At 77.0% G+C, this 25,101-nt stretch carries 25 protein-coding genes; 12 read left to right on the plus strand and 13 right to left on the minus strand.

Annotated features, from left to right (window positions below; all coding sequences use genetic code 11):
* Positions 1–18: 18 nt before the first annotated feature.
* Positions 19–1,164, plus strand: coding sequence for a helix-turn-helix domain-containing protein (locus ACFYWL_RS24180; protein ID WP_386976621.1), 1,146 nt, complete (start codon positions 19–21; stop codon positions 1,162–1,164).
* Between the two features lie 121 nt (positions 1,165–1,285).
* Here the strand turns inward: ACFYWL_RS24180 and ACFYWL_RS24185 are convergent, their stop codons facing one another.
* Genes ACFYWL_RS24185 through ACFYWL_RS24220 form a run of 8 tightly spaced genes read right to left on the minus strand, consistent with a single transcriptional unit; the run spans position 1,286 to position 10,191 of the window.
* Positions 1,286–2,269 carry a DNA topoisomerase IB gene (locus ACFYWL_RS24185; protein ID WP_386976624.1) on the minus strand — a complete coding sequence of 328 codons (984 nt, stop codon included), beginning with the start codon at positions 2,267–2,269 and terminating at the stop codon, positions 1,286–1,288.
* Positions 2,253–3,227: a glycosyltransferase family 9 protein gene (locus ACFYWL_RS24190; protein WP_386976627.1), complete on the minus strand. Its 975-nt coding sequence runs from the start codon at positions 3,225–3,227 to the stop codon at positions 2,253–2,255. The genes ACFYWL_RS24185 and ACFYWL_RS24190 overlap by 17 nt, the downstream gene beginning before the upstream one ends.
* Positions 3,224–3,925, minus strand: coding sequence for an SDR family oxidoreductase (locus ACFYWL_RS24195; RefSeq protein WP_386976629.1), 702 nt, complete (start codon positions 3,923–3,925; stop codon positions 3,224–3,226). Before ACFYWL_RS24195 ends, ACFYWL_RS24190 begins: the two co-directional genes overlap by 4 nt.
* Complete coding sequence (locus ACFYWL_RS24200) at positions 3,922–5,406, minus strand: PfkB family carbohydrate kinase (protein WP_386976632.1); 1,485 nt, start codon at positions 5,404–5,406, stop codon at positions 3,922–3,924. The genes ACFYWL_RS24195 and ACFYWL_RS24200 overlap by 4 nt, the downstream gene beginning before the upstream one ends.
* 12 nt (positions 5,407–5,418) lie before the next feature.
* Complete coding sequence (locus ACFYWL_RS24205) at positions 5,419–6,255, minus strand: SIS domain-containing protein (protein WP_386976635.1); 837 nt, start codon at positions 6,253–6,255, stop codon at positions 5,419–5,421.
* A complete protein-coding gene (locus ACFYWL_RS24210) occupies positions 6,255–7,472 on the minus strand; it encodes a glycosyltransferase (RefSeq protein ID WP_386976638.1) in 1,218 nt (405 codons plus the stop codon). The genes ACFYWL_RS24205 and ACFYWL_RS24210 overlap by 1 nt, the downstream gene beginning before the upstream one ends.
* Positions 7,457–8,431, minus strand: coding sequence for a glycosyltransferase (locus ACFYWL_RS24215; protein WP_386976641.1), 975 nt, complete (start codon positions 8,429–8,431; stop codon positions 7,457–7,459). Before ACFYWL_RS24215 ends, ACFYWL_RS24210 begins: the two co-directional genes overlap by 16 nt.
* A complete protein-coding gene (locus ACFYWL_RS24220; protein WP_386976644.1) occupies positions 8,428–10,191 on the minus strand; it encodes an HAD-IIIA family hydrolase in 1,764 nt (587 codons plus the stop codon). Before ACFYWL_RS24220 ends, ACFYWL_RS24215 begins: the two co-directional genes overlap by 4 nt.
* A 188-nt stretch (positions 10,192–10,379) precedes the next feature.
* Between ACFYWL_RS24220 and ACFYWL_RS24225 the strand changes: the two genes are divergently transcribed.
* Positions 10,380–10,817, plus strand: coding sequence for an SRPBCC family protein (locus ACFYWL_RS24225; protein WP_386976647.1), 438 nt, complete (start codon positions 10,380–10,382; stop codon positions 10,815–10,817).
* 197 nt (positions 10,818–11,014) lie between these two features.
* A complete protein-coding gene (locus ACFYWL_RS24230) occupies positions 11,015–11,782 on the plus strand; it encodes a polyprenol monophosphomannose synthase (protein ID WP_386976650.1) in 768 nt (255 codons plus the stop codon).
* A 16-nt stretch (positions 11,783–11,798) separates the two neighbouring features.
* Here ACFYWL_RS24230 and ACFYWL_RS24235 read toward each other — a convergent pair whose 3' ends face one another.
* The gene (locus ACFYWL_RS24235; RefSeq protein ID WP_386976653.1) at positions 11,799–13,439 is read right to left on the minus strand and encodes a phytoene desaturase family protein; all 1,641 of its coding nucleotides are present in this window, start codon (positions 13,437–13,439) and stop codon (positions 11,799–11,801) included.
* 72 nt (positions 13,440–13,511) lie between these two features.
* On the opposite strand from ACFYWL_RS24235, the gene ACFYWL_RS24240 reads away from it, so the two are divergent.
* On the plus strand, positions 13,512–14,945 hold the full coding sequence (locus ACFYWL_RS24240; RefSeq protein ID WP_386976656.1) for an aldehyde dehydrogenase family protein: 1,434 nt from the start codon (positions 13,512–13,514) through the stop codon (positions 14,943–14,945).
* 74 nt (positions 14,946–15,019) lie between these two features.
* Here ACFYWL_RS24240 and ACFYWL_RS24245 read toward each other — a convergent pair whose 3' ends face one another.
* A complete protein-coding gene (locus ACFYWL_RS24245) occupies positions 15,020–15,424 on the minus strand; it encodes a ChaB family protein (protein WP_386976659.1) in 405 nt (134 codons plus the stop codon).
* 188 nt (positions 15,425–15,612) lie between these two features.
* On the opposite strand from ACFYWL_RS24245, the gene ACFYWL_RS24250 reads away from it, so the two are divergent.
* From ACFYWL_RS24250 to ACFYWL_RS24265, 4 genes are all read left to right on the plus strand, one after another.
* Positions 15,613–16,596 carry a YihY/virulence factor BrkB family protein gene (locus ACFYWL_RS24250; RefSeq protein ID WP_386976662.1) on the plus strand — a complete coding sequence of 328 codons (984 nt, stop codon included), beginning with the start codon at positions 15,613–15,615 and terminating at the stop codon, positions 16,594–16,596.
* A 46-nt stretch (positions 16,597–16,642) separates the two neighbouring features.
* Entirely contained in the window at positions 16,643–17,059 is a 417-nt protein-coding gene (locus ACFYWL_RS24255; protein ID WP_386976665.1) for a DUF2795 domain-containing protein, read from the plus strand.
* Between the two features lie 52 nt (positions 17,060–17,111).
* Positions 17,112–17,573, plus strand: coding sequence for an SRPBCC family protein (locus ACFYWL_RS24260; RefSeq protein ID WP_386976668.1), 462 nt, complete (start codon positions 17,112–17,114; stop codon positions 17,571–17,573).
* 98 nt (positions 17,574–17,671) lie between these two features.
* Positions 17,672–17,935, plus strand: coding sequence for a hypothetical protein (locus tag ACFYWL_RS24265; protein ID WP_386976671.1), 264 nt, complete (start codon positions 17,672–17,674; stop codon positions 17,933–17,935).
* A gap of 27 nt (positions 17,936–17,962) precedes the next feature.
* Here ACFYWL_RS24265 and ACFYWL_RS24270 read toward each other — a convergent pair whose 3' ends face one another.
* Complete coding sequence (locus ACFYWL_RS24270) at positions 17,963–19,150, minus strand: MFS transporter (RefSeq protein WP_386976674.1); 1,188 nt, start codon at positions 19,148–19,150, stop codon at positions 17,963–17,965.
* A gap of 163 nt (positions 19,151–19,313) precedes the next feature.
* On the opposite strand from ACFYWL_RS24270, the gene ACFYWL_RS24275 reads away from it, so the two are divergent.
* The gene (locus ACFYWL_RS24275) at positions 19,314–19,526 is read left to right on the plus strand and encodes a hypothetical protein (protein ID WP_386976677.1); all 213 of its coding nucleotides are present in this window, start codon (positions 19,314–19,316) and stop codon (positions 19,524–19,526) included.
* A gap of 392 nt (positions 19,527–19,918) precedes the next feature.
* On the opposite strand, the gene ACFYWL_RS24280 is transcribed toward ACFYWL_RS24275, so the two are convergent.
* Entirely contained in the window at positions 19,919–20,362 is a 444-nt protein-coding gene (locus ACFYWL_RS24280; RefSeq protein WP_386976680.1) for a hypothetical protein, read from the minus strand.
* 167 nt (positions 20,363–20,529) lie between these two features.
* Between ACFYWL_RS24280 and ACFYWL_RS24285 the strand changes: the two genes are divergently transcribed.
* On the plus strand, positions 20,530–20,907 hold the full coding sequence (locus ACFYWL_RS24285) for a DUF6401 family natural product biosynthesis protein (RefSeq protein ID WP_386976683.1): 378 nt from the start codon (positions 20,530–20,532) through the stop codon (positions 20,905–20,907).
* 75 nt (positions 20,908–20,982) lie between these two features.
* Here ACFYWL_RS24285 and ACFYWL_RS24290 read toward each other — a convergent pair whose 3' ends face one another.
* Positions 20,983–21,858, minus strand: a complete 876-nt coding sequence (locus ACFYWL_RS24290) for a hypothetical protein (protein WP_386976686.1) — start codon at positions 21,856–21,858, stop codon at positions 20,983–20,985.
* Positions 21,859–22,069: 211 nt separating this feature from the next.
* On the opposite strand from ACFYWL_RS24290, the gene ACFYWL_RS24295 reads away from it, so the two are divergent.
* Positions 22,070–24,193, plus strand: a complete 2,124-nt coding sequence (locus tag ACFYWL_RS24295; RefSeq protein ID WP_386976689.1) for a SpoIIE family protein phosphatase — start codon at positions 22,070–22,072, stop codon at positions 24,191–24,193.
* A gap of 52 nt (positions 24,194–24,245) precedes the next feature.
* A complete protein-coding gene (locus tag ACFYWL_RS24300; RefSeq protein WP_386976692.1) occupies positions 24,246–24,923 on the plus strand; it encodes an HAD family hydrolase in 678 nt (225 codons plus the stop codon).
* Positions 24,924–25,101: the final 178 nt, after the last annotated feature.

The following is a 25,101-nucleotide window of genomic DNA, read 5'->3' on the forward strand; positions in this document are numbered from 1 at the left end:
ACGACGGGGAGGCCGCTGATGGGTGGGCTGCGCACCGAGAGGCTGGACACGACGGCGCTGCCGGCGCCGGAACGCTGGCCGTTCTTCACGGAGCTCGCCTCCCGCGCCTCCGCCCCGATGGCGATGGACAGCGAACACACGGCGGACTTCCGGGCCGACGTCGACGTGGTGACGCTGGGCGAGGTCGAGCTGTGCCGGTTCCGCTACCAGTCCCTGGCCGGCCGGCGCACTCCGCGCCTGATCCGGCAGGCCGATCCGGAGGTCTTCCAGGTCGCCCTCACCCTCGCCGGCACCAGCGTCATCGGCGCCGGCCGGGACACGAACGCGATCCCCGTCGGCGACCTGACCCTGGTCGACTGGGCGCGCCCCCACCGGATCGTGCACTCGGGCCGGGGCGCCGAGCGGGCCCAGGCCGGCGCCGTCACCGCGCTGGTGCCCCGCGCCCGCCTCCCGTTGCACCCCGACAAGGTCGGCGGGCTGACCGCGGCGCGGATGTCCGGCACGGAGGGCCCCGGCGCGCTGCTGGCCCAGCACCTGCTCCGGCTCACCCGGCACCCGGAGCAGTTCCGGGCCGCCGACGCGCCCCACCTGGCCGACGTCACGCTCACCCTGATCTCCCTGCTGCTCGCCCGCCACCTCGACGCCGAGCCCCGGCTCCCGGCCGAGATGCGCCAGCAGGCGCTGCTCACCCAGGTCCACGACTTCATCGAGCGCCACCTCGACGACCCCGAGCTGTCGCCCCGGGCCGTCGCCGACGCCCATCACGTCGCCCTGCGTACCCTGCATCGCCTCTTCGCCGACCAGGAGGAGTCCGTCGGCGGGGCCATCCGCCGCCGCCGGCTGGAACGCTGCCGGCGGGACCTGGCCGACCCGCTGCTGGGCGACCGTCCCGTCCAGGCCATCGCCGCCCGCTGGGGCTTTCGGGACAAGGCGCACTTCAGCCGCGCCTTCCGCGCCGCGTACGGCCTCAGCCCCCGGGCCTGGCGGGAGAGCGCCCGGCCGGGGCCGGCCGACGCCGGGGCGCGGCGGTCGGGCCACCGGGGCCTCCCCGCGACGGCACGGATGGTCAACCACCTGGCACCCGGGGTCAACTCCCCGGCCGGTCCCGCCCAGATACTGGGTGCGGGCCGGACTCGGGGCAACCCCGAGGCGACCCGCACGTAACGGGGGCCGTGGCGAGGCGCCCGCGACAACACGGTCGCGGGCGGCCGCCCGGTGCCGGGCAGCGCGTCGCCCGGCACGGCGGGTGGGCCAGTGCCGCGGGTGGGCCGCGGCCGGCGGGGCGTCAGGCGTCCGCCAGCAGCTCCAGCACCCGCAGCTCCGCCTCCGCGCGGGGGGTCTCCGGCCGCACCGGGGCGACCACGCCGTCGTGGAACAGGTCCACCACCCGGGGGTCCACGTACGAGGTGCGGGCGACGGTCGCCGTGTTGCCCAGCAGCTCCGCGACCTGACGCATCACCGCCGCCACCGCCCGGCGGCGGGCTGTCACGGAGCGGGCCGGCGCGTGGCCGGCCAGCTCGGTGGCCGCCAGCACGGTGGCGTGCCAGGTGCGGAAGTCCTTCGCGGTCATCTCGCCGCCGCTGGCGTCGCGCAGGTACTCGTTGACCTCGTCGCTGCGCACGTCCCGCCAGCCCCGGCCGTCCCAGTAGCCGAACAGCCGGTCGGCGGCGCGCCGCCGGCGACGCAGGTTGGTCAGCACCCGGCACAACTGCGGGTCCTCGATGCGGCGCACCTGCTCGACGCCGCCCTTGGCGGGGAACTCGAAGACCACGCAGCCGCCCCGGCTGCGCGCGTGCTCGGGGCGCAGCGTGGCCACGCCGAAGGTGGCGTCGTCGCCGACGGCGTACTGGTCGCTGCCGACGCGGAACATGCCCATGTCGAGCAGCCGGGTGACCGTGGCCAGCACGCGGTCCCGGTTGAGCCCCCGGCCGGACAGGTCCCGCCCCACCCGCTCGCGCAGCACGGGGAGGCGCTGGGCGACCTCCAGCACGTGGTCGAACTTCGCCTCGTCGCGCTGCTGCCGCCACCGGGGGTGGTAGAGGTACTGCTTGCGCCCGGCCGCGTCGACGCCGGTGGCCTGGATGTGCCCGTGGGGGTACGGCGAGATCCACACGTCCCGCCAGGCCGGCGGGATCACCAGCTCCCGCAGCCGGGCCAGCTCGTCGGGGTCGCGCACCGGGTCGCCGGCCGGGTCGAGGAACAGCCAACCCCGGCCGCGCCGCCGGCGGCCGTAGCCGGGCCTGCCCGGGTCGCTACGCCGTAACCGCACCGGCAACTCGCACCGCCTGTTCCGCCTCCGCCACGGCGGCCAGCACCTCGCCGACGCCGATCGCCGCCAACGCCGGGTCGGTTCCTACCCCGGCAGGTGCGGGCCAATCCCCCTCCGGCCCGCCGCGCCGGGGCGCCCCCGCCCACAGCGCCCGGTGCCACGGCCGCTCCGCCGGCGGCCCCCACTCAGCCGGCGGGACCGGGCCGAAGAGGACCACCGACGGGGTGCCGTAGCCGGTGGCGAGGTGGGCGACGCCGGTGTCGCCGCTGACCACGAGGCGGGCGTGCGCCACCAGGGCGGCCAGCCCGCCGAGGTCCGTGCGGCCGGCGAGCACCGCGTCCGGGGCGAGCCCCGCCTGACGGGCCACCCGCCCGGCCAGCGCCCGCTCGTCGGCCGACCCGGTGACCACCACCCGGTGGCCGCGCCGCGCCAACGCGCGGGCCACCGCCGCGAAGCGCCCGGGGGGCCAGCGCTTCGCCGGGATCTTGCTGCCCGGGTGCACGACGCTCACCCCGGCCGGGGTCGGGCCGGCGGGCGGGCGGCGCAGGGCGAGGTCGGTGCGGTCGGCGGGGATGCCGTACCAGTCGAGCAGCCGGCACCAGCGGTCGACCTCGTGTTCGTCGGGCCGCCAGTCGGGGCCGTCGGCGTGCCCGGCGTCGGGGTTGGCGAAGGCGAGCAGCCGGCGCGGCCGGGTGGCGGCGAGGAGCCGGTGCGACTGCGGGCCGCGCCCGTGCAGGTTGACGGCCAGCTCCGGGGGCGGGCCGGGCCGGTCGAGGGGGGCCAGGCCGGCTGCCGGCACGAGCCGGTCGACGCCGCCGACGAGGCCGACCAGGGGGGCCAGCCAGGCGGGGGCGGCCAGGGCGAGTTCCCGGCCGGGGTGGGCGGCGCGCAGCGCGCGCAGCGCGGGCACGGCGGTGGCGAGGTCGCCGACGCCGAGGGCGCGCAGGGCGAGGATCACGGGTACGACGACTCCCGCTCGGCGCAGACGACCAGTTCGCGCACGGCGCTGCCGGGCGGCTGGGACAGGGCGAACAGGACGGCGGCGGCGGTGTCGGCGGGGTCGTTGAGGCTGGCGTCGGGGCCGGGCCGGTACTGGGCGTCGCGTTCGTCGAAGAACGCGGTGCGCATGCCGCCGGGGACGAGCAGGGTGACGCCGACGGAGCCGGCGAGCTCGGCGGCGAGGGCGCGGGTGAAGCCGACCACGCCGAACTTCGCGGCGCAGTAGGCGGTGGCGTCGCTGACGGCCTTGACGCCGAGGGTGGAGGCGACGGTGACCACGTTGCCCCGGGCCGCCTCCAGCCACGGCAGGGCGGCCCGGATCACGGCGGCGGTGGCGAGCAGGTCGACGGTCACGATGCGGTCCCAGGTGTCGCCGGGGACGTCGGCGAGCCGGCCGGGCACGTCGATGCCGGCGGCGGTGACGACGGCGTCGAGGCCGCCGGAGCGTTCGGCGAGGTGCCGGGTGGCGGCCTCGGCGGCGCGGGTGTCGGCCAGGTCGCACTCGGCCCAGGGCACCCCGTCGGCCGGCGCCTGCCGGTCCAGCACCACCGGCCGGCCGCCGGACTTCGCCACGGCGGCCACCACGGCCGCCCCCAGCCCGCTGGACCCGCCCGTGACCAGGACGGTCGGCCCGGCTCCCGGTGCGCTCGCGCTCATCGTGCCCCCTTGATCGTCGTGCCGTCCGCGTCGACGCCCACCCGCCGGCCCGGCGTCCGGAGCCCGCTCGTTCCGCCGGTGGCGCGGGCGGCGGCGATCATGTCGGTGGTCGAGCGCCCGTCGAGGTACGGGACGACGACCGTGTGCCCGCCCCAGCGGCGCAGCACCTCCGCCTCGGGCAGCGCGGGCTCGCCGCCGCCGGCGTAGTCGCCGCCCTTGACCCACACGTCGGGGCGCAGCCAGGTCAGCGCCGCCTCCGGGGTGGGCTCGTCGAAGACCAGCACCGCGTCGACGCAGCCCAGCGCCGCCAGCAGCCGGCTGCGGTCGCCCTGCGGCACCACCGGCCGGTCCGGGCCCTTCAGCCCGGCCACGCTCGCGTCGGAGTTGACGCAGACGACGAGGCAGTCGCCGAGCTGCCGGGCCGCCTCCAGGGTGGCCACGTGCCCGGCGTGCAGCAGGTCGAAGCAGCCGCCGGTGGCCACCACCGTGCCGCCGCCCGCGCGTACCCCGGCGACGACCTCGGCGGCGGCGGCGACCCCGATCCGGGGCCCGCCGGGGCGCGACGGCGGCGCGGCGGCGGCCCGGACCGGGGCCGGCAGGGCGGCGGCCACTCCCCCGGCGGCGACGTACCTTGACGCCTCGGTGACGGCCTCCTGCACCGCCTCGGAGACCAGCGCGCCCCGGGACAGGGCGATGGCGGCGGTCGCGGCGAACCGGTCGCCCGCGCCGCAGGTGTCCCCCTCGGCGCTGGCCGGCGCGGGCACCACCAGCGGCGTGGAGCCGGCGTGGCAGAGCAGCGCCCCGTCGCCGCCCAGGGTCACGGTGACCGCGCCGGCCCGCCAGCGCCGGCGCAGCTCCTGCGCGCCCCGCGACGCGGTGGCCAGCCGGGACGCCCCCGGGGCGGCCTTCACCAGCTCGCGCACCTCGGACTCGTTCGGGGTGGCCAGGTGCACGCCCGGCACGGCGGCGGGGCCGCGCGGGTGCGGGTCCCACACCACGGGGGCCCGGGTGGCCGCGAGCGCCGCCCGCAGCGCCGGCTGGCGGGCCACCCCCCGGCCGTAGTCGCTGACCAGCACGGCGGACGCGGCGGCCAGCAGCCGCAGCACGGCCTCGCTCGGCTCGCCGGGTTCCCCGTCCGCCCCGCCCCGGTCGTGGCGCAGCAGCACCCGGCCCCGGGCGTGCAGCCGGATCTTCTCGCAGGTGGCGCCGCGCAGCGGCAGCGCGTACACCTGCACCCCGGCGGCGGCGAGCAGCTCGGCCAGCCGCGCCCCGCCCGCGTCGTCGGCGAGGGCGGTCACCAGCGCCACCTCGACGCCCTGCGCCGCCGCGAAGACCGCCGCGAGGCCGGCCCCGCCGGGCCGGTCGACGGCCGTGGACTCGTCGAGGACGGGCACCGGCGAGTCCGGGCAGAGCCGGTTCACCGCCCCCTCGACGTCCCGGTCGAGCAGGGTGTCACCGACCACCACCACGGGTCCCGTCATCAGCTCGCCTCCTCATCCCGCCTCGGGCTGCCGGCCCGTACCGTCGTCGAGCACCACCTCGACACCGGCGCGCACCGCAGCGTCCGGTCCGCCGGCCGCCGGCGCCGCGCTGGCGGCCGGTGGCACGGCGCGGCCCGCCGCTCCGCTGGCGGCCGGCACGGCGCGGCCCGCCGCGGCCAGCGCGGCGGGCAGCACCCGGTCGACGTACTCGCAGAGCACGTGGGTGGAGACCAGGTGCAGCTCCTGGACGACCTGGCTGTCGGGGGAGGCGATGGCGAGGGTGTCGTGGCAGGCGTCGGCGAGGGGGTTGGGGGCAGGGCCCGTGAACGCCCAGCAGCGCAGCCCGGCGTCGCGGCCGGCGTGGGCGGCGGCGACGAGGTTGGCGCTGACGCCGCTGGTCGACATGAGCAGCAGGATGTCGTCGGGCCGGCCGTGGGCGCGGACCTGCCGGGCGAAGACCTCGTCGTAGCCGTAGTCGTTGCCGATGGCGGTGAGCGCGCTGGTCTCGGCGTGCAGGGCGATGGCCGACAGCGGCTCACGGTCGTCGCGGAGCTTGCCGACGAGTTCGGCGGTGAGGTGCTGGGCCTCGGCGGCGCTGCCGCCGTTGCCGGCGACCAGCAGCCGGCCGCCGGCGGCCAGCCGGTACGCCAGCTCCCCGCCCCAGCGGGCCAGCAGCTCCTCCGAGCGCCGGTAGGGCAGCAGCGCGGCGGCCAGGGCGGCCAGGTGCGCGTCGAGCACCGAGGCGGCGGCGGGACCGGCCGGGCCGGCGGCGGGCGCGGCGGAACCGGTGGCGGGCCGGGCCGGGCCGGTGGCGGAACCGGCCGGGCGGGCCGGGCGGGCGGCGGCCATCAGGCGACCACCCGGGTGGGCCGGCGCACGGCGGCCACCGCGCCGTACACCTCCGCCAGCCGCTGCGCGGTGGCCGCCCAGGAGTAGCTGCTCCGGGCCCGGTCGCGGGCCGCGGCGGCGTACGCGAACCGGCGGATCCGGTCGTCGAGCAGGCCCCGGATCGCGACGCCCAGCGCACGCGGGTCCCGGGCCGGCACCAGGTCGCCGGTGACCCCGTCGAGCACGGTGTCGGTCAGCCCGCCGACGGCCGTGCCGACCACGGGCACCCCGCAGGCCATGGCCTCCAGCGGGGTCAGCCCGAACGGCTCGTACCAGGGGGCGGCGACCAGCACGTCGGCGGAGCGGTACCAGCGGCCCATCTCCTCCCGGGGCACCGCCCCGACCAGGCGCACCCGGTCGGCGACGCCGCACTCGCGGGCAAGGGCCCGCAGCCGCCGGGCGTGCGGGTCGGTCTCCAGCAGCCCCTCGGGCGGGCCGCCCACCACCACGCACTCGGCGTCGGGCACCAGGGGCATCGCCCGGATGACGTCCTGGAAGCCCTTGCGTTCCACCAGCCGGCCGACGGTGAGGACGCGGGCCCGGCCCGGCTCCCGCCCGACGGCCGGGCCGAGCGGGGCGAACGTGCTCAGGTTGACCCCGGACGGGACCACGCTGATCCGGCCGCGGGGCACCCCGAGGCGGACCAGCTCGCCGACCTCGTCCTGGCACTGGGCCACCACCCGGTCGACGGCCCGGCCCAGCTCCCGCTCGTCGCGGATCCGGCCGTGCGGGCTCGTGTCGTGGGCGCCCTGGTGCCGCCGCTTCACGGTGCCCAGGGCGTGGTACGTCTGCACCACGGGCACGCCGGTGCGCCGGCCGGCGGCCAGCGCGGCCAGGCCGCTCATCCAGAAGTGGGCGTGGACCACCTCCGGCGTCCAGTCCCCGCCGCGCCACCGCTGGGCGAGCCAGCGGCCGAACTGCGGCATGTGCGGCAGCAGGGCGTCCTTGGCCATCGGCTCCGCCGGGCCGGCCGGCACGTGCACCACGTCGTACCCGTCGGGGGCGCGGACGGCCACCGGCAGGTCCACCGCGTCGCGGCGGGTGTAGACCCGCACGTCGTGACCGGCGGCCACCAGCGCGGCGGAGAGCTCCGCGACATGCGTGTTCTGGCCGCCGGCGTCCTCGCCGCCGAGGACGGCGAGCGGGCTGGCGTGCTCCGAGATCATCGCGATGCGCATACTTCCTCCTCCAGCAGCCGGTCCCAGTCGGCGAGGAAACGCTCCAGCCCGTAGCGGTCCCGGGCGGCCTTGCGCGCCGCCGCGCCCGCCCGCCCGGCGGCCTCGGGGTCGTCGAGGAACCGGCGGGCGGCCCGCAGCAGGTCGTCGACGCGGGTGGAGAGCGCGCCGGCCTCGGGCGGGACGGCCACCACCGCCTCGGTGGTGGCGAGCGCGACGACGGGCATGCCGATGGTCATGGCCTCGACCAGGCTGAGCCCGAGGGAGGTCCACCGGCACAGGTGCAGGTACGCCCGCCGCCGGCCCAGCTCGGCGTGCATCCGTTCCTGCGGCACGTCGTCGTGGCTGACGACCCGGTCGGCGGGCAGCCCGAGCCGGTCGGCCAGCCCGGCCACCCCCATGCCGAAGACGTCGAGGGGGGCCAGCTCGGCGAAGCGGGGCAGCAGGTCGGTGCCGGTGACCCGCCAGCGGCGTACCGGCTCGTTGATGACGACGGCGAGCCGGTCGAGTTCGCCGGTCCACTCGACGGCCGGCGCGACGACGCCGTGCTCGACGACGGCGGTGCGGGTGGCCCCGTTGTCCCAGAACAGCTCGTTGAACCCGGTCACGTGGGCGAGCAGCAGGTCGTCGCGGTCGGCCATCGGGTGACGGGTGTTGGGCACGTCCCCCTTGGGGGTGTTGTGCTCGACGTAGATCGCCGGCACGTCCCGGCCGACCCGCCGGCCCAGCCAGTCGCAGGCCAGGTCGAACTCCTCGGGGCGCTGGAGGACGACCAGGTCGACGTCGGCCCGGCGCAGCTCCTGCGGGGTGACCTCGACGGCGCTGTCGGGCCACGGGTAGGTGCGGGCCCGGCCGAGGCCGTAGGGGCCCCGGTCGGGGGTGACGGGCACCAGGTAGCGGTGCCTGCCGTGCACGAAGGACGTGGTCCAGGAGCCGTGCACGTGCCACACCAGGACGTTCATCGGCCGCTCCAGACGCCGCCGGCCGGCACGGCCACCCGGTCCGCCGCGCCGGCCGCCCCACGGCGCGTACCGTCCGGGTCGCCGTCCCGGCGAGGCGCGCCCGTCGGGTCGGCGGGCGTCCCTGCGCGGACGCCGAGCAGGCGCAACGCGTCGAGGACCGCGCCGGGGTCGATCCCGGCCAGGCAGGGGTGCCCGGGTACGGGGCAGGTGGCGGCGCGGGTGTCGCGGCAGGCGGCCCCGGCGTCGCCGAGGCGCACGGTGGGCACCCGGTACGGGCCCCACTGCCCGTACGGGACGGTCGGGGCGAACAGGCTGACCACGGGCACGTCGAGGGCGGCGGCCAGGTGGGCGGGTCCGGTGTTGCCGACGACGAGCGCGGACGCGCCGGCGATGATCCCGGCGAGCTCGGCCAGGCCGGTGCGCCCGCCGAGGTCGACTCCGCCGGCCGCGGCGACCCGGGCGGTGAGTTCGCTTTCGCCGGGTCCCCCCGTGACCACCACGCGGTGGCCCGCCCCGGCGAGCGCCCGGACGATCCGGGCGGCCAGTTCGGGCGGGCAGGCCCGGGCCGTGGCCGTCGAGCCGGGGTGCAGCACGACGTACCCGGGCCGGTCGAGTTGCGGCGGCGGGGCGGGCACGGCGTCGCGGCGCAGGCGCAGCCGGGGCTGGTCGCCGCCGGGCAGGGCGTGGCCGGCGGCGGCGGCCAGCGACAGCGCCCGCTCCGGCTCGGGCACCCCCGCCGGCACCCGGTGACGCACGTCGAGGAGGCTGCCCGGGTAGTCGTCGCTGATCGCGGCGATCCGGGGCACGCCGGCCAGGCGCAGCAGCAACGCCAGCGGCAGCGGCGACTGGTGGAAGCTGGTGAAGATCACCGCCTCGTCCGCGCCCACCGCCGCGAGCCGCTGCACCAGCCGGTGGGTCCGGTCCGCGTCCACCGGGCCCGGGTCCGGGTCGATCCACTCCAGGGGCCACTCGACGATCTCGTCGACCCCGGGCAGCAGCTCCGCCGCCGCCCGGCCGCGCGGCCCGCACAACAGCACCACCCGCCGCGCGTGGGCGGCCACCGCCCGGATGCCCGGCCCGGTGACCAGCACGTCGCCGGCCGAGTCGCTGCGCACCACCAGCACCGTGCCCGCCGCGCGGGGCGCGCCCGGGGCGACGGCGGCCTGCCGGCGCAGGATCTCCTCGACCGCCGCCGGCAGGGTGGGGCGCACACACGGGGCCGCCGCGACCTCCTCGGGCCGGGTGACGGGCGTCGGCACCAGCACCCCGTGCGCCCCGGCGGCCAGGGCGGCGGCCATGTCCCGCCCGATGTCGCCCACCACCACGCAGCGCTGCGGCGTCGTGCCCAGCCGGGCCGCCGCCGCGTGGACGAGGCCCGGGGCCGGCTTGCGGCAGTCGCACCCGGCGTCGTCGTCGTGCGGGCAGACGTGCCAGGAGTCGAACGGTCCCAGCAGCTCCTCGACGCGGGCGTGCACCCGGTCCAGTTGCCCCGCCGTGAAGCAGCCCCGGGCCAGCCCGGACTGGTTGGTCACCACGGCCAGCCGCAGGCCCGCGGCGCGCAGCCGGTCCAGGGCCTCCCGCGCGCCGGGCAGCGGGCGCACCTTGTCGGGGTCGCCGTTGTACGGCACGTCCTCCACCAGCGTGCCGTCGCGGTCCAGCAGCACCGCGTCGAACAGGACGCCGCCGGACCCGCCCCGGCCAGGACCCGGGTCGACCCGGGCTGACCTGCGCTGATCCGGCTCCTTCTGGTCCCGTCGCACGGGCGGCGGGTTCCCTGCGCCCCGAGGAGTAAACGTCGCCGGCGGCGCGGTGCCCGCCGCCGTCGGGCGCGGCGACACCCGCCGCCCCGCCACCGTCCGGTGCCGCGATACCCGCCGCCGCCGAGAAGCTAACCCGTCCGGCTCGTTAGGGGCCGCCGGGAGCGGGGTACGGGGGCGCGGTGGCGATTGTGGAGAAAGTGATCCCGGCACCCCCGCAGCAGGTGTTCGACGTGCTCGCCGACGGCTGGACGTACAGCGACTGGGTGGTGGGCACGGTGCACGTGCGCGACGTCGACGACGCCTGGCCCCGCGTCGGCGCGCGGCTGCACCACAAGGCCGGGCCGTGGCCGTTCTCCCTCCAGGACGCCTCGACGGTGCTGGCCTGCGAGCCGCCGCACCGGCTGGTGCTGAGGGCGGGGCTGTGGCCGGCGGGCGAGGCGACCGTGATCTTCACCCTGGAACCCGTCGGCGACGGCGCGACGCGGGTGCGCATCGGGGAGGACTTCGCCGCCGGCCCCCTGCGCTGGGTCCGCACCAAGCTCAACGACCTGGTGCTGCACCAGCGCAACAAGGAGACGCTGCGCCGGTTGTCCGACATCGCGACCCGGCAGAAGGCGGACCGGTGACGCGCCGCACCGGCCCGGCGACGGGGAGGCGGGGGCGACGACCCTAAGGCCCGCCGGTCGGACGGCCCGGCGCGCCACCGGGCTCCCCGCCCTGCGCACGGCATGTCGCGCGCGCCGGACGGGGAGCCATTACGACATGGAACGGGCAACTGGCTACCCTCTCAGGTAAACCTGTCGGCAAACCGAGGATGTCCGTCATGATCGAACCCGTGCAGTTGCCCGCCCCGTGGCGGGACGCACGCCTGACCGTCGTGGTTCCCACCTACAACGAGGCGGGTAACCTCCCGGTCCTGGTCGAACGGCTCCTCGCGCTGCCGCTGCCGGGCCTGAAGGTGCTGGTCGCCGACGACAACTCCCCCGACGGCACGGGCGAGGTGGCCGACAAGCTGGCCATCGAGCACCCCGAGCGGGTGGAGGTCGTGCACCGCGCCGGCAAGGAGGGCCTCGGCCGGGCGTACGTCGACGGGATCGGCCGGGCCCTCGACGGCGGCGCGGAATACGTGGCGCAGATGGACGCGGACCTGTCCCACCCGCCGGAGGCGCTGCCCGGGATGCTCGGCGCGCTGCTGTCCACCCAGGCCGGTGTGGTCATCGGGTCACGCTACGTGCCCGGCGGCCAGCTCGACGAGGCGTGGCCGCTCTATCGCCGCGCGCTCAGCGGCTGGGCCAACCTCTACGTGCACACGCTGCTGCGGGTGCGCATCCGCGACCTCACGGCGGGCTTCAAGATCTGGCGGGCCGACGCGCTGCGCGACATCGGGCTGAACCGGGTGCAGTCCAACGGCTACAGCTTCCAGGTGGAGATGCACTACCTGGCCACGAAGCTGGGGCACACCATCCTGGAGGTGCCGATCCGGTTCGAGGAGCGCCGCGAGGGTGCCTCGAAGATGACCACCGCCACCAAGATCGAAAGCGCGTTGATGCCGTTCAAGCTGCGCACCCGGCACCGCAACATCGAGGGCTGACGGACCGCCGGGCGGCTCAGCGGTAGATTGCGCGGTGCGCCGCGCCGACGACGCCCGCGTACAGGCCGCCGGTGAGCGCCCGGTCGCGGGCCAGGGCGGCCCGGGCGGCGTTCGCGCCCGGCGCGCCGTGCACCCCGCCGCCCGGGTGCGCGGAGGCGCTGGCCAGGTACAACCGGTCCACGGGGGTGTCCGCGCGGCCGAGTCCGGGGATCGGGCGCAGGAAGAGCTGCTGGTACGCCGCCGCGGTGCCGCCGCCGAGCGCCCCGGAGACCAGGCTCGGGTCGCCCTGCTCCAGGTCGGCCGGGCCGGCGACGTGCCGGCCGAGGATCCGGGCGCGGAAGCCCGGGGCGGCGGCCTCCAGCACGTCCTCCATCCGCGCGACGTGCGCGGCGACGTCCTCGGCCCGCCAGTCGCGCCGGAACGGCAGGTGGGTGTACGACCACAGCGACTCGGTGCCGGGCGGGGAGTGGCTCGGGTCGGCGACGCTCATCTGCCCGACCAGCAGGAACGGGTCGCGCGGGACCTCGCCCCGGGCCAGCGCGGCGGAGTACGTGGTGAGGCCGTCGAGGTCCGCGCCGAGGTGCACGGTGCCGGCCCCGGCCACGGCCGGGTTGGTCCACGGCACCGGCCCGGACAGCGCCCAGTCGACCTTGAGCGTGGAGCCGTCCCAGCGGAAGTGCGCCAGGTCCTCCACGAGCCGGGGCGGCAGGACCGCCGCGCCGACCAGGTCGAGGTAGAGGGCGGGGGCGGGGACGTCGGCGAGCACGGCCCGCCGGGCCCGCCAGGCGCGGCCGTCGACGGTGCGTGCCCCCATCGCCCGGCCCCGGGCGGTGAGCACCCGGTCGACGCGCGCGTCGTGGACGATCCGGCCGCCCCGCTGCGTGAGCCGGTCGACCAGCGCGTCGGTGATCCGCTGCGCCCCGCCGACCGGCACCGGCCAGCCGATCTGCTGGCCGAGCATGGCCAGCAGCCAGCCGTACACGCCGGAGCCGGCCTCCTCCGGGGACAGGTCGGTGTGCAGGGCGCAGCCGGCCAGCAGCAGCGTGCCGCCCTCGCCGTCGAACAGCTCGGCCCCGAGCTTGCGCACGGGCACGACGAGCCGGCGGGCCAGCCGCAGCGCCCCGCCGACCCGCAGCCGGCGCAGCAGGCCGACGCCGCCGCGCACCGGCGGGAAGGGGGTGGTGATGGTGGCCAGCATCGGCCCGGCCACGTCGAGCCAGTCGGCGTACGCGTGCCGCCAGCGCTCCCCGTCGGCGGGCGCGAACGCCGCCAGCGACGCGGCGGTGGCGTCGAGGTCCCGGTTGAGCACGGCCGCCCGCCCGTCGGGCAGCAGGTGCGCCAGCACGTCGGGGGCGTGGGTCCAGCGCAGCCCGTGCCGGTCGAGGTCGAGGCCGGCGAGCACGGGCGAGGCGTACCCGAGGGGGTAGAAGGAGCTGTAGAGGTCGCTGAGATAGCCGGGGACGGTCACCTCGGCGGAGCGCACCGCCCCGCCGGGCGCGCCGGTCGCCTCCAGCACCAGCACGTCCCAGCCGGCGTCGGCCAGCAGGTTGGCCGCCACCAGGCCGTTGTGGCCCGCGCCGACGACGATCGCGTCGGCGCTCTCCGGGCCGGTCGGCACGCCGGACGCGGCGGCGGTGGGTAGGCCGGTCGAGGTCATCCGACCCGCCTACCCGGGGCCGCGCGCGGCGAAACGCGTTTGCCGGGCCGGGGGCGGGGGATGCACCGCCGCATGTACACGGTTGCGCAGCTCATCGGTGGGGTGTGGGGCGCCGGCGGCGCGGGGGGCGAGCTGGTCGTCCACGATCCGGCCGACGGCCGTCCGGTCAGCACGGTGCCGGTGGCGACGGCGGACGAGGTCGGCAAGGCGGTGGAGGCCGCGCGGGGCGTCGCCCCCGGCTGGGCGGCGACGGACCCGGCGCAGCGGGCCGCCGCGCTGCACCGGGCCGCCGACGCGGTGCAGGGCGCGGCGCAGGAGCTGGCGGCGGCGGTGACGGCGGAGATGGGCAAGCCCCTCGCGGACGCCCGGGGCGGCGTCGAGGCGGGCGTCGGCACCCTGCGACAGTACGCCGAGCTGGCCCCGGTGCGGGGCGGGCGCACGCTGCTCGGCGGCGTGGGGTCGATCGACTTCATGACGCCGCAGCCGCGCGGCGTGGTCGCCGCGATCACCCCGTGGAACGACCCGGTGGCGGTCTCCTGCGGGCTGCTCGGCGCGGCCCTGGTGACCGGCAACGCGGTGCTGTACAAGCCGAGCGAGCGCGCCCCGGCGACGGGGTGGCTGCTGGCGCGGGCGCTGGACGAGGTGCTGCCCCCGGGGGTGTTGTCGCTGCTCACCGGCGGCGGGGAGGTCGGCGCGGCGCTGGCCGGCGGCGACGTGGACGTGGTGGCGCACGTGGGCTCGACGGCCACCGGCCGGGCGATCGCCGCGGCGGCGGCCCGCACCGGGGCGAAGGTGCTGCTGGAAAACGGCGGCAGCGACCCGCTCGTGGTCGACGCGGGCGTCGACCCGGTCTGGGCGGCGGAGCAGGCGGCGCTGGGCGCGTTCGCCAACGCCGGGCAGATCTGCGTGGCGGTGGAGCGGATCTACGTGCACCGGGACGTGGCGGAGGACTTCGTCGACGCGCTGGTGCGGCGGGCCGAGGCGCTGCGGGTCGGCCCCGGGCGGGAACCGGGCACGGAGCTGGGGCCGCTGGTCGACCGGCGGCACCGCGACCACGTGCACGGGCAGGTGACGGCGGCGGTGGCCGGCGGGGCGCGGCTGCGCGCCGGCGGGGTGCTGCCGGACGGGCCCGGGGCGTTCTATCCGGCGACGGTGGTCGTCGACTGCCGGCACGAGATGACGCTAGTCCGCGAGGAGACGTTCGGGCCGGTCGCCCCGGTGGTGGTCGTCGACTCGTTCAGCGAGGCGCTGCGGTGCGCCGCCGACTCGCCGTACGGGCTGGCCGCAACCGTGCTGACCGGCTCGATGAGTCACGCCCAGCGGGCCTGGCGGGAGCTGCCGGTCGGCACCGTGAAGGTCAACGCCGTGTTCGGCGGCGCGCCGGGCGGGGCGGCCCAGCCGCGCCGGGGCAGCGGCCAGGGCTTCGGCTACGGCCCGGAGCTGCTCGACGAGTTCACCGCCACGAAGGCCGTGCACATCGAGGCCCCGGGCGGCGGCCACTGGTGAGCGTACGGCGAGGGGGCCCGGGACCGCGCGGTCCCGGGCCCCCGTCGCGGTGGGTGCTCGGCCGTGGTGGCCGGTCAGCGGCCCCCGCGCGCCTTGCGGGTGGCGTTGTCGTTCGCCTTCTCGATGGCCTTGACCAGTTCCGGCTTCGTCATCCGGGACCGGCCGGGCACGTCCAGCTTGCGGGCCACCGCCATCAGGTGGTCCTTGGTGGCGTTGGCGTCGACGCCGCCCGCCGTGGGCGCGCGCCGCGCGGGCCCGCCGCCGGCCGCCTGCCGGTCGCTGGGCCCCTTGCGGCCCTTCGGCTCCCAGTGGTCGCCGACCTTCTCGAACTCGTGCTTCACGGCGGCGAAGGCGGTGCGGTGCGCCCGCTCCCCCTCGCCGTACGTCTCCACCGCCGAGTCGTGCGTCTTCTCCCAGGTGCGCTGCGCCTTCTCCGGGGAGCGCCGCAGCGTGCTGGGCAGTACCTCGCGCCCGGGCATGTCGTCCTCCTCCGCGTCGACTGCTTCCCGATTGACCGTTCCCCCGGGGCGCGCGGGCAAACCGTCGCGTCGCGCGGCGGACCGGCCCGCCCCGTGCCGGGTTTGTCGATTTCCGCCGCCGGGTACGGGCGGGGCCAGGCGAACGCCGGGTGCCGGTCACCCGGCCGTCCGGGACGCAGGGGGCGGTCATGGCAGCGACGACGGAACCGGACACGGCGGTCCTCGACGGCGGGCGGGCGCGGCGGCCCCGCCGCGTACGCCAGCTCAGCTGGCCCACCTGGCGCGGGGTGCTGGTGCGCAGCGGGCGGAACTTCGTCAAGGACAACTGCGCGGACTGGGCCGCCGCGCTCACCTACTACGGGGTGCTCGCCCTGTTCCCGTCGGCGATCGTGGTGGTCGCCCTGGTCGGCCTGGTCTCCGACGGCGAGCGGACGGTCGACACGGTGATCGACCTGGCCCGGGACGTCGGCGCGGGGTCGGTGGTCGGCAACGAGGGGTTCGTCAGCGTGGTGCGGGGCGTGGTCGACCAGAGCGGCGGCGCGAAGACGCTGCTCAGCTTCGGCCTGCTCGGCGCGCTGTGGTCGGCGTCGGGGTTCATCGGCGCGTTCACCCGGGCCTCCAACGCCATCTACGGGGTGCAGGAGGGGCGGCCGGTGTGGAAGCTGCGCCCGTTGCAGATCGGGCTGGCCGCCGTGACGCTGGTGCTGCTGGCCGTGGTGGCCACGGGGCTGATCGTCAGCGGCCCGGTCACCGACGCGGTGGGCGACCTGCTGGGCGCGGGCGGGCTGGCCCGCACGGTGTGGGGCGTGGCGAAGTGGCCGGTGCTGGCCATGGTGATGATGGTGCTGCTGTCGCTGCTGTTCTGGATCGCCCCGAACGTGCGCCAGCCGCGGTTCCGCTGGCTCACCCCGGGCGGCGCGGTCGCCCTGGTCTCCTGGGCGCTGGCGTCCTTCGGCTTCGGCCTGTACGTGGCCAACTTCGGCTCGTACGACGTGACGTACGGCAGCCTCGGCGCGGTGATCGCGTTCCTGGTCTGGCTCTACCTGTCCAACTCGGCGCTGATGCTGGGCGTGCAGATCAACGCCGAGCTGCAACGGGGCCGGGCCTTGCAGGCCGGTGAGCCGGACCCGGAGGAGCCGGTGCTGCCGCCGCGCAGCCCCGCCGGTCCGTGACGGCCGGCGCGGTTTACCGGCGTCCGCCCCGGGTAGCGCAGAAGGCATGGAACGTGGCAGCAGCAAGCACAGCCCGAGGGTCGACGAGCAGATGAGCCAGGAGGTCAGCGGCCTGGTCCAGGGCCCCGGCACCGGCGGCTCACGGGTCGACGAGTTCCGCCAGCCCGAGCCGGCCGGCGAGGACCAGCCGGAGGCCACCACGGCTCCGGCGGGCGAGCTGCGCTCCGGTTCCCCGCAGGGGATGAGCTCCACCGACGTGGAGCAGCGCAGCCGGCTCGGGCGGTTCATCACGATGACCGCCCTGCCGGGCGACCGGGAGGCGCTCGTCGCGAACGCGCGCGACAACGACGCGCCGGACGACCTGGTCGCCGCCCTGGAGGGCCTGCCCCCGGGGACCCGCTACCAGACGGTCTCCGAGGTGTGGGCCGCCCTCGGGCACAGGAACGAGACGACGCGTTGGTGAGGGGGATCGTCCCCCGGCCCGCCCCGCACCGACGCACCGAGGAGGATTGCTGATGAGTGGCGTCACCGAGCACGTGGACGTGTCCGTCCCGATCCGGACCGCGTACGACCAGTGGACGCAGTTCGAGGAGTTCCCGCACTTCATGGAGGGGGTGCAGGAGGTCCGGCAGCTCAACGACACGAAGACCCACTGGACGGTGGAGATCGCCGGGGTCAAGCGCGAGTTCGACGCCGAGATCACCGAGCAGCTACCCGACGAGCGGGTGGCCTGGCGCTCCACCGGCGGCACCCAGCAGGCCGGCGTGGTGACCTTCCACCGCCTCGACGAGGCGAACACGCGGGTGACCCTCCAGCTGGAGTTCGAGCCGCACGGCGTGGTGGAGCAGGCCGGCGACAAGCTCGGCGTCGTCGACCGCCGGGCCAAGGGTGACCTGGAACGGTTCAAGCAGTTCATCGAGCGGCGCGGTCAGGAGACCGGCGCCTGGCGTGGCAACGTCGACCGCCCCCGGCCCTGACCTTCCCCCGCACGAGCTGACGACGGCCGCCGGCATCCGGCGGCCGTCGTCGCGGCCGGGGTCGTTTGCGATCACCGGCCCCGGGTACCGCGAAGGGCATGACCGACAACGACAGCCACGTGTGGCGCGACGAGCAGCGGCTGCCCCTGGAGGAGCTGGACCGGGCCCTGGCCCGGTCGACCCTCGACGGGCAGGCCGACGACGTGACCGGCAACGACGCCGGGGAGGAGGCCGCGTTCGGGCACGGCCCGGAGGCGGTGGACCGGGGCGCGTCGCCGGCCGGCCGGGAGCGCGAGCGCACCGACGCGGAGCGGGCGTACCGGCCGTCGACCACGGGACGCACCGGCCCCGACGCCATGTGACCGCCGGCCGCCGCCCGCCCCCGGCGGTCAGGGCCGGCGGGACGCGACGGCGTGCAGGGTGGTCAGGGCCGCGGCGAGGACCACCAGCGCCGGCCCGAGGGCCTCGACCGAGGTGTACGCGACCAGCGCGCCGATGCCGGTGGGCACCAGCGCCCCGCCCAGCCCGGCCGCCGCGATCTGCACGCCGATGGTCCGGTCGGCGTGCGCGGCGCCCACCCGCTCGGCGGTGCCGAGGGTGAGCAGCGGGAACACGGGCGCGGCGGCGAAGCCCAGCACCAGCAGGCCGGCCACGGCCACCCAGGCCGGCGCGGGCAGGGCGATCAGCACCGCGCCGGCGACCATGCCGAGCAGGCTGGCGCGCAGCACCCGCCCGGTGCCGAGGCGCTCGGCGACGAACCCCTGCACCACCCGCCCCAGGAACAGGCTCCCCCAGTACCCGGAGACGCAGACGCCGGCCACCCCGGCGGCCAGCCCGCGCCCCTCGGTGAGCAGCAGGAACGCCCACAGACCGGCGGCGATCTCGATCGCGACGTACACGGCGAAGGCGAGGGAGCCCAGCCAGACGGCCGGCAGGCGCAGCGTGTCGCGGACCCGCACGGGGTCGGTGGTGGGCAGCGGGGCCGGGCCGGCGGCGGGCGGGGGCGGCGCGGTGCGGTCGGCCCAGGCCCGGACGGTGAGGGCGAAGGCGGTGCCGAGGGCGAGCTGGGCGGCGGCGACGATGCCGTAGCCCCAGCGCCAGGAGAGGCCGGCGCTGAGCACGGCGGTCATGATCAGCGGGCCGATGGCGACGCCGAGGCCGAAGAAGGCGTGCATCCAGTTCATGTGGCGGGGGCCGAAGGCGTTGGCCGCGTACGCGTTGAGCCCGGCGTCGATCGCCCCCGAGCCGAGCCCCAGCAGCAGCGCGCACCCCGTCGTGACGGCGAGCCCCGGGCTGGAGGCGTAACCGGTGAGCGCGAGGCTGGCCAGCAGGGTGCTGCCGGCGAGGAGCCGGCCGACGCCGAGCCGGGCCAGGGAGAACCCGGCCAGCACGCTGGCGGTGAGGTAGCCGGCGGTCCCGGCGGTCAGCATCAGGCCGACGGCCTCCGTGGGGACGCCGAAGTCCGCCCGCATGGACGGCCAGCCGACGCCGAGCAGCCCGTCGGGCAGGCCGAGGCTGACGAAGGCGAGGTAGGCGAGCAGGAGCAGGGCGGGGCGGGGCGACGCGGGGGTGGACACGATCGACCATCCTGCCTCACCCCGGCGAGAACGACCAACGGCTTCCCGCACCTCCCCCAAAGCGCCAAAAAGTGCGGCACCCCCGGTCGGAAACCCGGACAGGTCATCCAGAATCGTCCGATCGGGTGACGGCGTTCCCGGCGCGTCGCGCAAGACTTTCCGAATGCAACAGGGCTCCGGCTTCCTCACCGTTCGTCAGCGTCGCCTCGCCTGGCTCGGCTTCCTCCTCGCCGCCGTCCAGGCGCCGGTCGCCGCCAGGTTCGCCACCGACGACTCGTGGCTGTTCAGCCTCTGCGTCGCCCTGATGGTCGCCACGGTGATCATCGCCGACGACGCCGCCCGGCGTCGTCCGGCGAACGCGCCCTCCTCCGACTAGCCGCCGCGGCGGCGGCACCGGCCCCGCCGGCCGAACCACCCACGTCGCTCACCGAAGGTGACAGCGCGGCGTCAGCACGCGGCCCGACCGACACCTGACGCTGGGTGATTCCCGCCCAAGCTCGCCCCACCCGCGCCCCTCCCTTTGCTCTGCACCCACATGCGCAACACCCGACCTGAGCTGGGGATGTCCGAAAAGCCGCCGGGCGAAGGCCGCGGCGTGCGGTTGCGCTGCGTGAGCCGTTGCGTATTCGGGTGCAGAGCAAAGGGGTTGCACCGGCACGGTGCAACCCCACGCGTTGGCGGCAACGCAGGGTAACGGCTTGGTGAGCGAGCAGGAGCGCAGGCCGCAGGCCGCAGGCGGCCCCGCGAGCGCCGCCGCCGGGCTCGGCGTCAGTCTCCGGCCGGGCGCGCCTCGTGACCGGGGCGGCCCCGGGTGCGCCGCCGCTCCTTCATCTCCGCCTCGTACAGGTGCCGCCGGCCGCCAACCAGTTCGTCGCGGGCCTGCCGGTCGAGATCCCGGAACAGCGCGTAGTAGCCGTCGTCGAAGTCCTCGACGATCTGGAAGGTCCACCGGCCGGCGATCACGTTGCGCCCGAGCAGGTCGGTGGCGATCCGGTCGGCGATCGCGTCGTGCCCGGCGGCGCGGAACCTCTCGACGGCGTCGTCGAGCATCAGGTCGGCGTGGCCGACGAGCTGGTGCAGCGCGTAGAGGTGTCCGCGCGCCCGCTCGACGGTCTCCAGCGCCTCGCTGAGCTTGCCCAGCGCCTCGACGGTGGCGTCGCTGACCCCGGCGGGGCGGCGGTGCCGCTCGTCGGGTCCGTCCTGCTGTCCCATGCGTTCCTCCACGGTGCCGGTCGCGCCGGTGTCGACCCGTTCTCCCTTCTGCCCCGCGCCGGGCGGGTCAATCCCGGCGGCCGGGGTGCCGGCCCCCCGGTGGAGGAGCCGGGACCGGCCGAGCGGCGGAGGCGCATGAGGTTACCGGCCGGTTAGCCTCGGTCCTCATGCGTGTGCCGTCGAACCGGGCCCCGGGCCGCTCCGCCGTGGACTCCGCCAGCTCCACCCTCGCCGGGCTGACGGTCTCGATCGGCACCGCCGGGCTCGCCGCCGCCGCCACCCGCCCCGGCCTGCTGGCCGAGGTCGACCAGCACGCCGCCGCCGTCCGGGACGCCCTCGGCGGCGACCACCGGCCGCTGACCCCCGCCGCGCTCGCCGGCTACGCCGAAGGCGTCCGCGACGCGGCGCGTGAGCACGGCTGGCAGCCGCCCACCCGCCCGACGGACTTCGCCGAACCCGACTGGCTGCTCACCCGCCTGCTCGCGGTCTGCGCCCTGGCCCGTTCCCTCGGCACCCGCCCGGCCGCCCCGCCGCCGGCGCTCTGACCGCGCCCAGGAAGCAGGACCGCACCCGAAGCGGAGGGGACCCGTGCGGGCCCCCTCCGCCTCGTGCTGCCCCGGTCAGCTGCCCGGGCGGCCGAACTGCTGGGTCTCGTCGCCCGGCATGTTGCCGGAGCGGTACGTCCCCTGCCCGCCGCGGGCGCCGGTCATCGACCCCTCGGGCGTGGCCCGGGCGCGCTCGCCGCCCCGGTCGGCCATCTGCCGTTCGACGTCGCCCCGTCCGGTGGCCTGCGCCTGGCGGTGCTCCCGCAGCGCCCGGGACTCCTCGGCGGCCCGGTCGAGCCACCCCTCCCAGCGGTTCTGCATCGGCCGCACCAGGCCGCCGCCGACGCCGATGATCAGGATGCCGGCCACCGTGGCGAGCACCGCGATCAGCACCGGCGTGGTGACCGTGGTGGCGATGCCCACCTGGTTGAGCGCGGCGATGACACCGAGCGCCAGGATGAAGATCGCCGTCACGTCGGCCAGCACCCGGCCGTAGGACAGGCCGCCCAGGAAGCCGGTGACCAGGTCCCGCACCGCGTTGGCGATCGCGGCGGCCACCACCACGATGACGATCGCGATGAACGCCCGGGGCAGCCACGAGACCACGCCCCGGATCAGGTCGCTGATCGCGTTCGGCCCCCACACCCCGAAGGCGAACTGCAGGGTGAACAGCAGCACGGCGTAGTACGCCAGTTTCGCCAGGATGTCGCTGGCGTCGTACTTGGTGCGTTCCAGCGCGCGCCGGACCCCGCCCCGTTCGACCGCGCGGTCGAACCCCACCCGTTCCAGTGCCGCGTCCACGATCTTGAGGACCGCTTTGGCGATGAGCCACCCCACCACGAGGATCACGATGAACGCGATCGCCCTCGGGACGAAGAGCAGCACCGACCTCCACATTTCGGTCAGGGCGTAGCCGATGTCTACCTGCCCGACCGCGAGGGTTTTCTGCATGGTGTCCCTCCTGTCGCATGGACTTCGGCGCGCGCATACCCGCCTCCGTGCGGCGCACGCCGCGCGGCGCGTACCGAATTTCCCGACATCGCCGCCCAGAACGGCCCTGACCTGCGTTGATGGGCAGCGGTCGCCCGCCGGGCGCGAACGCCCGACGCCGGTCGGCCCCGCGATCGGGCCGTGGGCGGGGCGCTCCGGCTAGGCTGCGGACATGCCAGGCACGGTCGGGCGAGTCCCCACGCCAGCAACGCCCGCCGCGGAGGCGTCGGCCCCCGACGCCGCGGGCGTCGTTCCCGGCCGCTCCCGGGCCGCGACGACGCCCGGCCCGCCCCAGCACTGGGACCCACTGGTACGCGGCGCGGCCGAGCTGATCCTCGCCTCGCCGGTGCCGATGGCGCTCGCCCTCGGCGACGATCTCCTGCTGTTCTACAACGACGCGTACGCGACGCTCATCGGCGACCGCCACCCCGGCGCGGCGGGCCGGCCGGCCGGCGAGGTCCTCGCCGACGTGTGGGACGAGCCGGGCGTCGGCGACGCGTTCGAGCGCGCCTACCGGCAGGGCGAGTCCTCCCTGGAACGGGAGGCGGTGCTCCCGTACGACCAGCAGCGCCCCGACGCCCGGGGGCAGGCGCTGTTCACCCGGGGCCACTCGCCGGTGCGGGACAGCGCGGGGCAGATCGTCGGGGTGCTGACCGTGACCGTCGAGACCAGCCAGGTCACCGAGCAGTTGCAGAGCCTCAGCGACGTGGCCGCCGCGCTGGCCGGCACCCTCACCCTGGACGACGTGGCCCGGGTCGCCCTGCGCTACCTGCTCACCGCGTTCGACACCGACCGGGTCACCTTCGGCGTCGACGACGGGGCGGGGTGGCGCACGGTGCGGCGGGTCCGCGGCGAGCTGCTGGACGAGGCCGACGAGCGGCTGCCCCCGCTGTGGCGGCGCTCGCCCGCCGAGTCCACCGGTCCGCTGATCGTCGCCGCGCGCAGCGGGGTCGCCCAGTTCGTCTCCGACGGGCAGCCGCTGCGGGACATCGCGGTGGACCGGCACGACCAGAAGGTGCGGGCGCTGGCCGCCCAGCCGTTGCGCACGTCGGCCCTGCGGGGTGGGCTGACCGTCGGCTACCACGCGGCGCGCGCCTGGTCGGCCACCGAGCGGGCCCTGCTGGCCGCCTCGGCCGAGCTGATCGGCCAGGCCGCCGAGCGCGCCCGCCGGTTCGAGACCCAGCACGGCACCGCCCAGCTGCTGCAACGCAGCATGCTGCCGGAGCACCTGCCGGACCTGCCCCGGCTGCGGATCGCCGCCCGTTACGACGCCGGTGTCGACGGCAACGCCGCCGGTGGCGACTTCTACGACGCGTTCCTGCTGCCCAGCGGGGAGCTGGGCGTCGTCCTCGGCGACGTGGCGGGCCACGACGTGCAGGCGGCGGCCCGGATGGGCCAGGTCCGGGCGGCGCTGCGCGCGCTGGCCCTGACCGATCCCCGGCCCGACGCCGTGCTCGCCGGGCTGGACCGCCTGGTGGGCAGCCTCGGCGCCGAGACCGGCAGCCAGGAGCTGTTCGTGACCGTGGTGTTCGGGGTGGTCGACGCGCAGCGGGAGCGGCTCACGCTGGCCAGCGCCGGGCATCCCGCGCCGCTGGTGCGCCGGGGCGGGCTCGACGGGGAGCCCGTGGCGGAATATCTGGACGTGCCGCCCGGCGCCCCGCTCGGGCTGGGCTGCGACCCGCGCACCACCACGGTCCGCTTCGCCCCGGGCGACACCCTGCTGCTGTTCAGCGACGGCGTGGTCGAGCGGCGGCGGCAGAGCCTCGTCGCCGGGCTGGACAGCCTGGCCGCCGCCGTGGCGGGGGCGGCCAGCGGCGATCCCCGGGCGCTGTGCGCGGTGGCGACGGCGGCCGTGGCCGGTGCCACGGAGGACGACGTGGCGGTGCTGGCGGTGGAGCACGCGCTGATCCCCAGCCGCTCGGCGAGCATGGAGGTGCCGGCGGAGCCGACCGCGCCGAGCCGGGTGCGGCACTGGCTGACCGCCCAGCTCACCGACTGGCAGGTGCCCGAGGCCGTGGTCGGCGCCGCGGTGCTGTGCACCAGCGAGTTGACGACCAACGCGCTGCTGCACGCCGGCACCGCCGCCCGCGTCGAGATCGACCTCAGCCCGGAGCGGCTGCTGGTGTCGGTGGCCGACTCGGGCACCCGGGGCACCGTGACCCGGGCCCGCACCGACACGTTGAGCAGCCGGGGCCGAGGGCTCGGCCTGATCGAGCAGCTCAGCGACGCCTGGGGCACCGACCCGACGGTCCGTGGCTCGACCGTCTGGTTCGAGATCCTCATCCCGGCCGGGTGACGCGACGCCCTCCGGCCGGGTAGGCGGGCCCCGACCGGGTAGGAGGGCACGCATGGCCACCGACAATCAGCGCGGCGTCCTCTTCGACGTCGACGGCACCCTGGTCGACACCACCTATCTGCACACGGTGAGCTGGTGGGAGGCGCTGCGGCAGGCCGACCAGCCGGTGCCGATGGCGACCATCCACCGCGCCATCGGGATGGGTTCCGACAAGCTCCTGGACCACCTGCTCGGCCCGGAACGGGACCGCGCCGCCGACGGGAAGCTGCGCGACGCCCACGACAGCCTCTACGGCGAGTACTGGGAACGGCTGACCCCGCTGCCCCGCGCCGCCGACCTGCTGCGCGCCTGCGCCGCCCGGGGGCTGCGGGTGGTGCTCGCCACCTCGGCCGCCGCGCACGAGGTGGGGGCGCTGCGCCGGGCGTTGGACGCCGACGACGCGATCACGACGGTCACCTGCGCGGCCGACGCCGAGCAGAGCAAACCCGCGCCGGACATCCTGGTCGCCGCGCTGGAGCAGGCCGGCCTGGACGCGTCCCGGGTGGTCTTCGTCGGCGATTCGGTCTGGGACGTCGCCGCCGCCGGCGAGCTGGACATCCCGTGCGTGGGGCTGACCTGCGGCGGGACGAGCCGGGGCGAGCTGGCCGGGGCGGGCGCGGTGGCCGTCTACGACGACCCCGCCGCCCTGCTGGAGGCGCTGGCGAGCTCCCCGCTCGCGGCACCGCGCTGACCGCCGCCCGGGTCTGACCGCCGGGGCCGCGCCGCACGGGGCGGGGCACACGGGGCGCGCCGCACGGGGCTGGGGGCACGGGGCTGGGCACATCGATTCCGGCGAGCACGCTTACCGCGGCCGTGCACGGGGCAAGGTCCGTGACCACTCGCCCGCACCTCGCGGGCGGGCGGAAGGG

Source organism: Micromonospora sp. NPDC002575, assembly GCF_042889525.1.
GTDB lineage: Bacteria > Actinomycetota > Actinomycetes > Mycobacteriales > Micromonosporaceae > Micromonospora > Micromonospora carbonacea.

Bases quoted from the DNA above. Each gene is read 5' to 3' on its own strand.
- ACFYWL_RS24240 (WP_386976656.1), top strand. From the start codon at position 13,512: ATGTACACGGTTGCGCAGCTCATCGGTGGGGTGTGGGGCGCCGGCGGC.
- ACFYWL_RS24290 (WP_386976686.1), bottom strand. From the start codon at position 21,858: ATGCAGAAAACCCTCGCGGTCGGGCAGGTAGACATCGGCTACGCCCTG.
- ACFYWL_RS24280 (WP_386976680.1), bottom strand. From the start codon at position 20,362: ATGGGACAGCAGGACGGACCCGACGAGCGGCACCGCCGCCCCGCCGGG.
- ACFYWL_RS24265 (WP_386976671.1), top strand. From the start codon at position 17,672: ATGACCGACAACGACAGCCACGTGTGGCGCGACGAGCAGCGGCTGCCC.
- ACFYWL_RS24210 (WP_386976638.1), bottom strand. From the start codon at position 7,472: ATGCGCATCGCGATGATCTCGGAGCACGCCAGCCCGCTCGCCGTCCTC.
- ACFYWL_RS24230 (WP_386976650.1), top strand. From the start codon at position 11,015: ATGATCGAACCCGTGCAGTTGCCCGCCCCGTGGCGGGACGCACGCCTG.
- ACFYWL_RS24255 (WP_386976665.1), top strand. From the start codon at position 16,643: ATGGAACGTGGCAGCAGCAAGCACAGCCCGAGGGTCGACGAGCAGATG.
- ACFYWL_RS24300 (WP_386976692.1), top strand. From the start codon at position 24,246: ATGGCCACCGACAATCAGCGCGGCGTCCTCTTCGACGTCGACGGCACC.
- ACFYWL_RS24245 (WP_386976659.1), bottom strand. From the start codon at position 15,424: ATGCCCGGGCGCGAGGTACTGCCCAGCACGCTGCGGCGCTCCCCGGAG.
- ACFYWL_RS24260 (WP_386976668.1), top strand. From the start codon at position 17,112: ATGAGTGGCGTCACCGAGCACGTGGACGTGTCCGTCCCGATCCGGACC.
- ACFYWL_RS24235 (WP_386976653.1), bottom strand. From the start codon at position 13,439: ATGACCTCGACCGGCCTACCCACCGCCGCCGCGTCCGGCGTGCCGACC.
- ACFYWL_RS24275 (WP_386976677.1), top strand. From the start codon at position 19,314: ATGCAACAGGGCTCCGGCTTCCTCACCGTTCGTCAGCGTCGCCTCGCC.
- ACFYWL_RS24195 (WP_386976629.1), bottom strand. From the start codon at position 3,925: ATGAGCGCGAGCGCACCGGGAGCCGGGCCGACCGTCCTGGTCACGGGC.
- ACFYWL_RS24250 (WP_386976662.1), top strand. From the start codon at position 15,613: ATGGCAGCGACGACGGAACCGGACACGGCGGTCCTCGACGGCGGGCGG.
- ACFYWL_RS24215 (WP_386976641.1), bottom strand. From the start codon at position 8,431: ATGAACGTCCTGGTGTGGCACGTGCACGGCTCCTGGACCACGTCCTTC.
- ACFYWL_RS24200 (WP_386976632.1), bottom strand. From the start codon at position 5,406: ATGACGGGACCCGTGGTGGTGGTCGGTGACACCCTGCTCGACCGGGAC.
- ACFYWL_RS24205 (WP_386976635.1), bottom strand. From the start codon at position 6,255: ATGGCCGCCGCCCGCCCGGCCCGCCCGGCCGGTTCCGCCACCGGCCCG.
- ACFYWL_RS24285 (WP_386976683.1), top strand. From the start codon at position 20,530: ATGCGTGTGCCGTCGAACCGGGCCCCGGGCCGCTCCGCCGTGGACTCC.
- ACFYWL_RS24295 (WP_386976689.1), top strand. From the start codon at position 22,070: ATGCCAGGCACGGTCGGGCGAGTCCCCACGCCAGCAACGCCCGCCGCG.
- ACFYWL_RS24180 (WP_386976621.1), top strand. From the start codon at position 19: ATGGGTGGGCTGCGCACCGAGAGGCTGGACACGACGGCGCTGCCGGCG.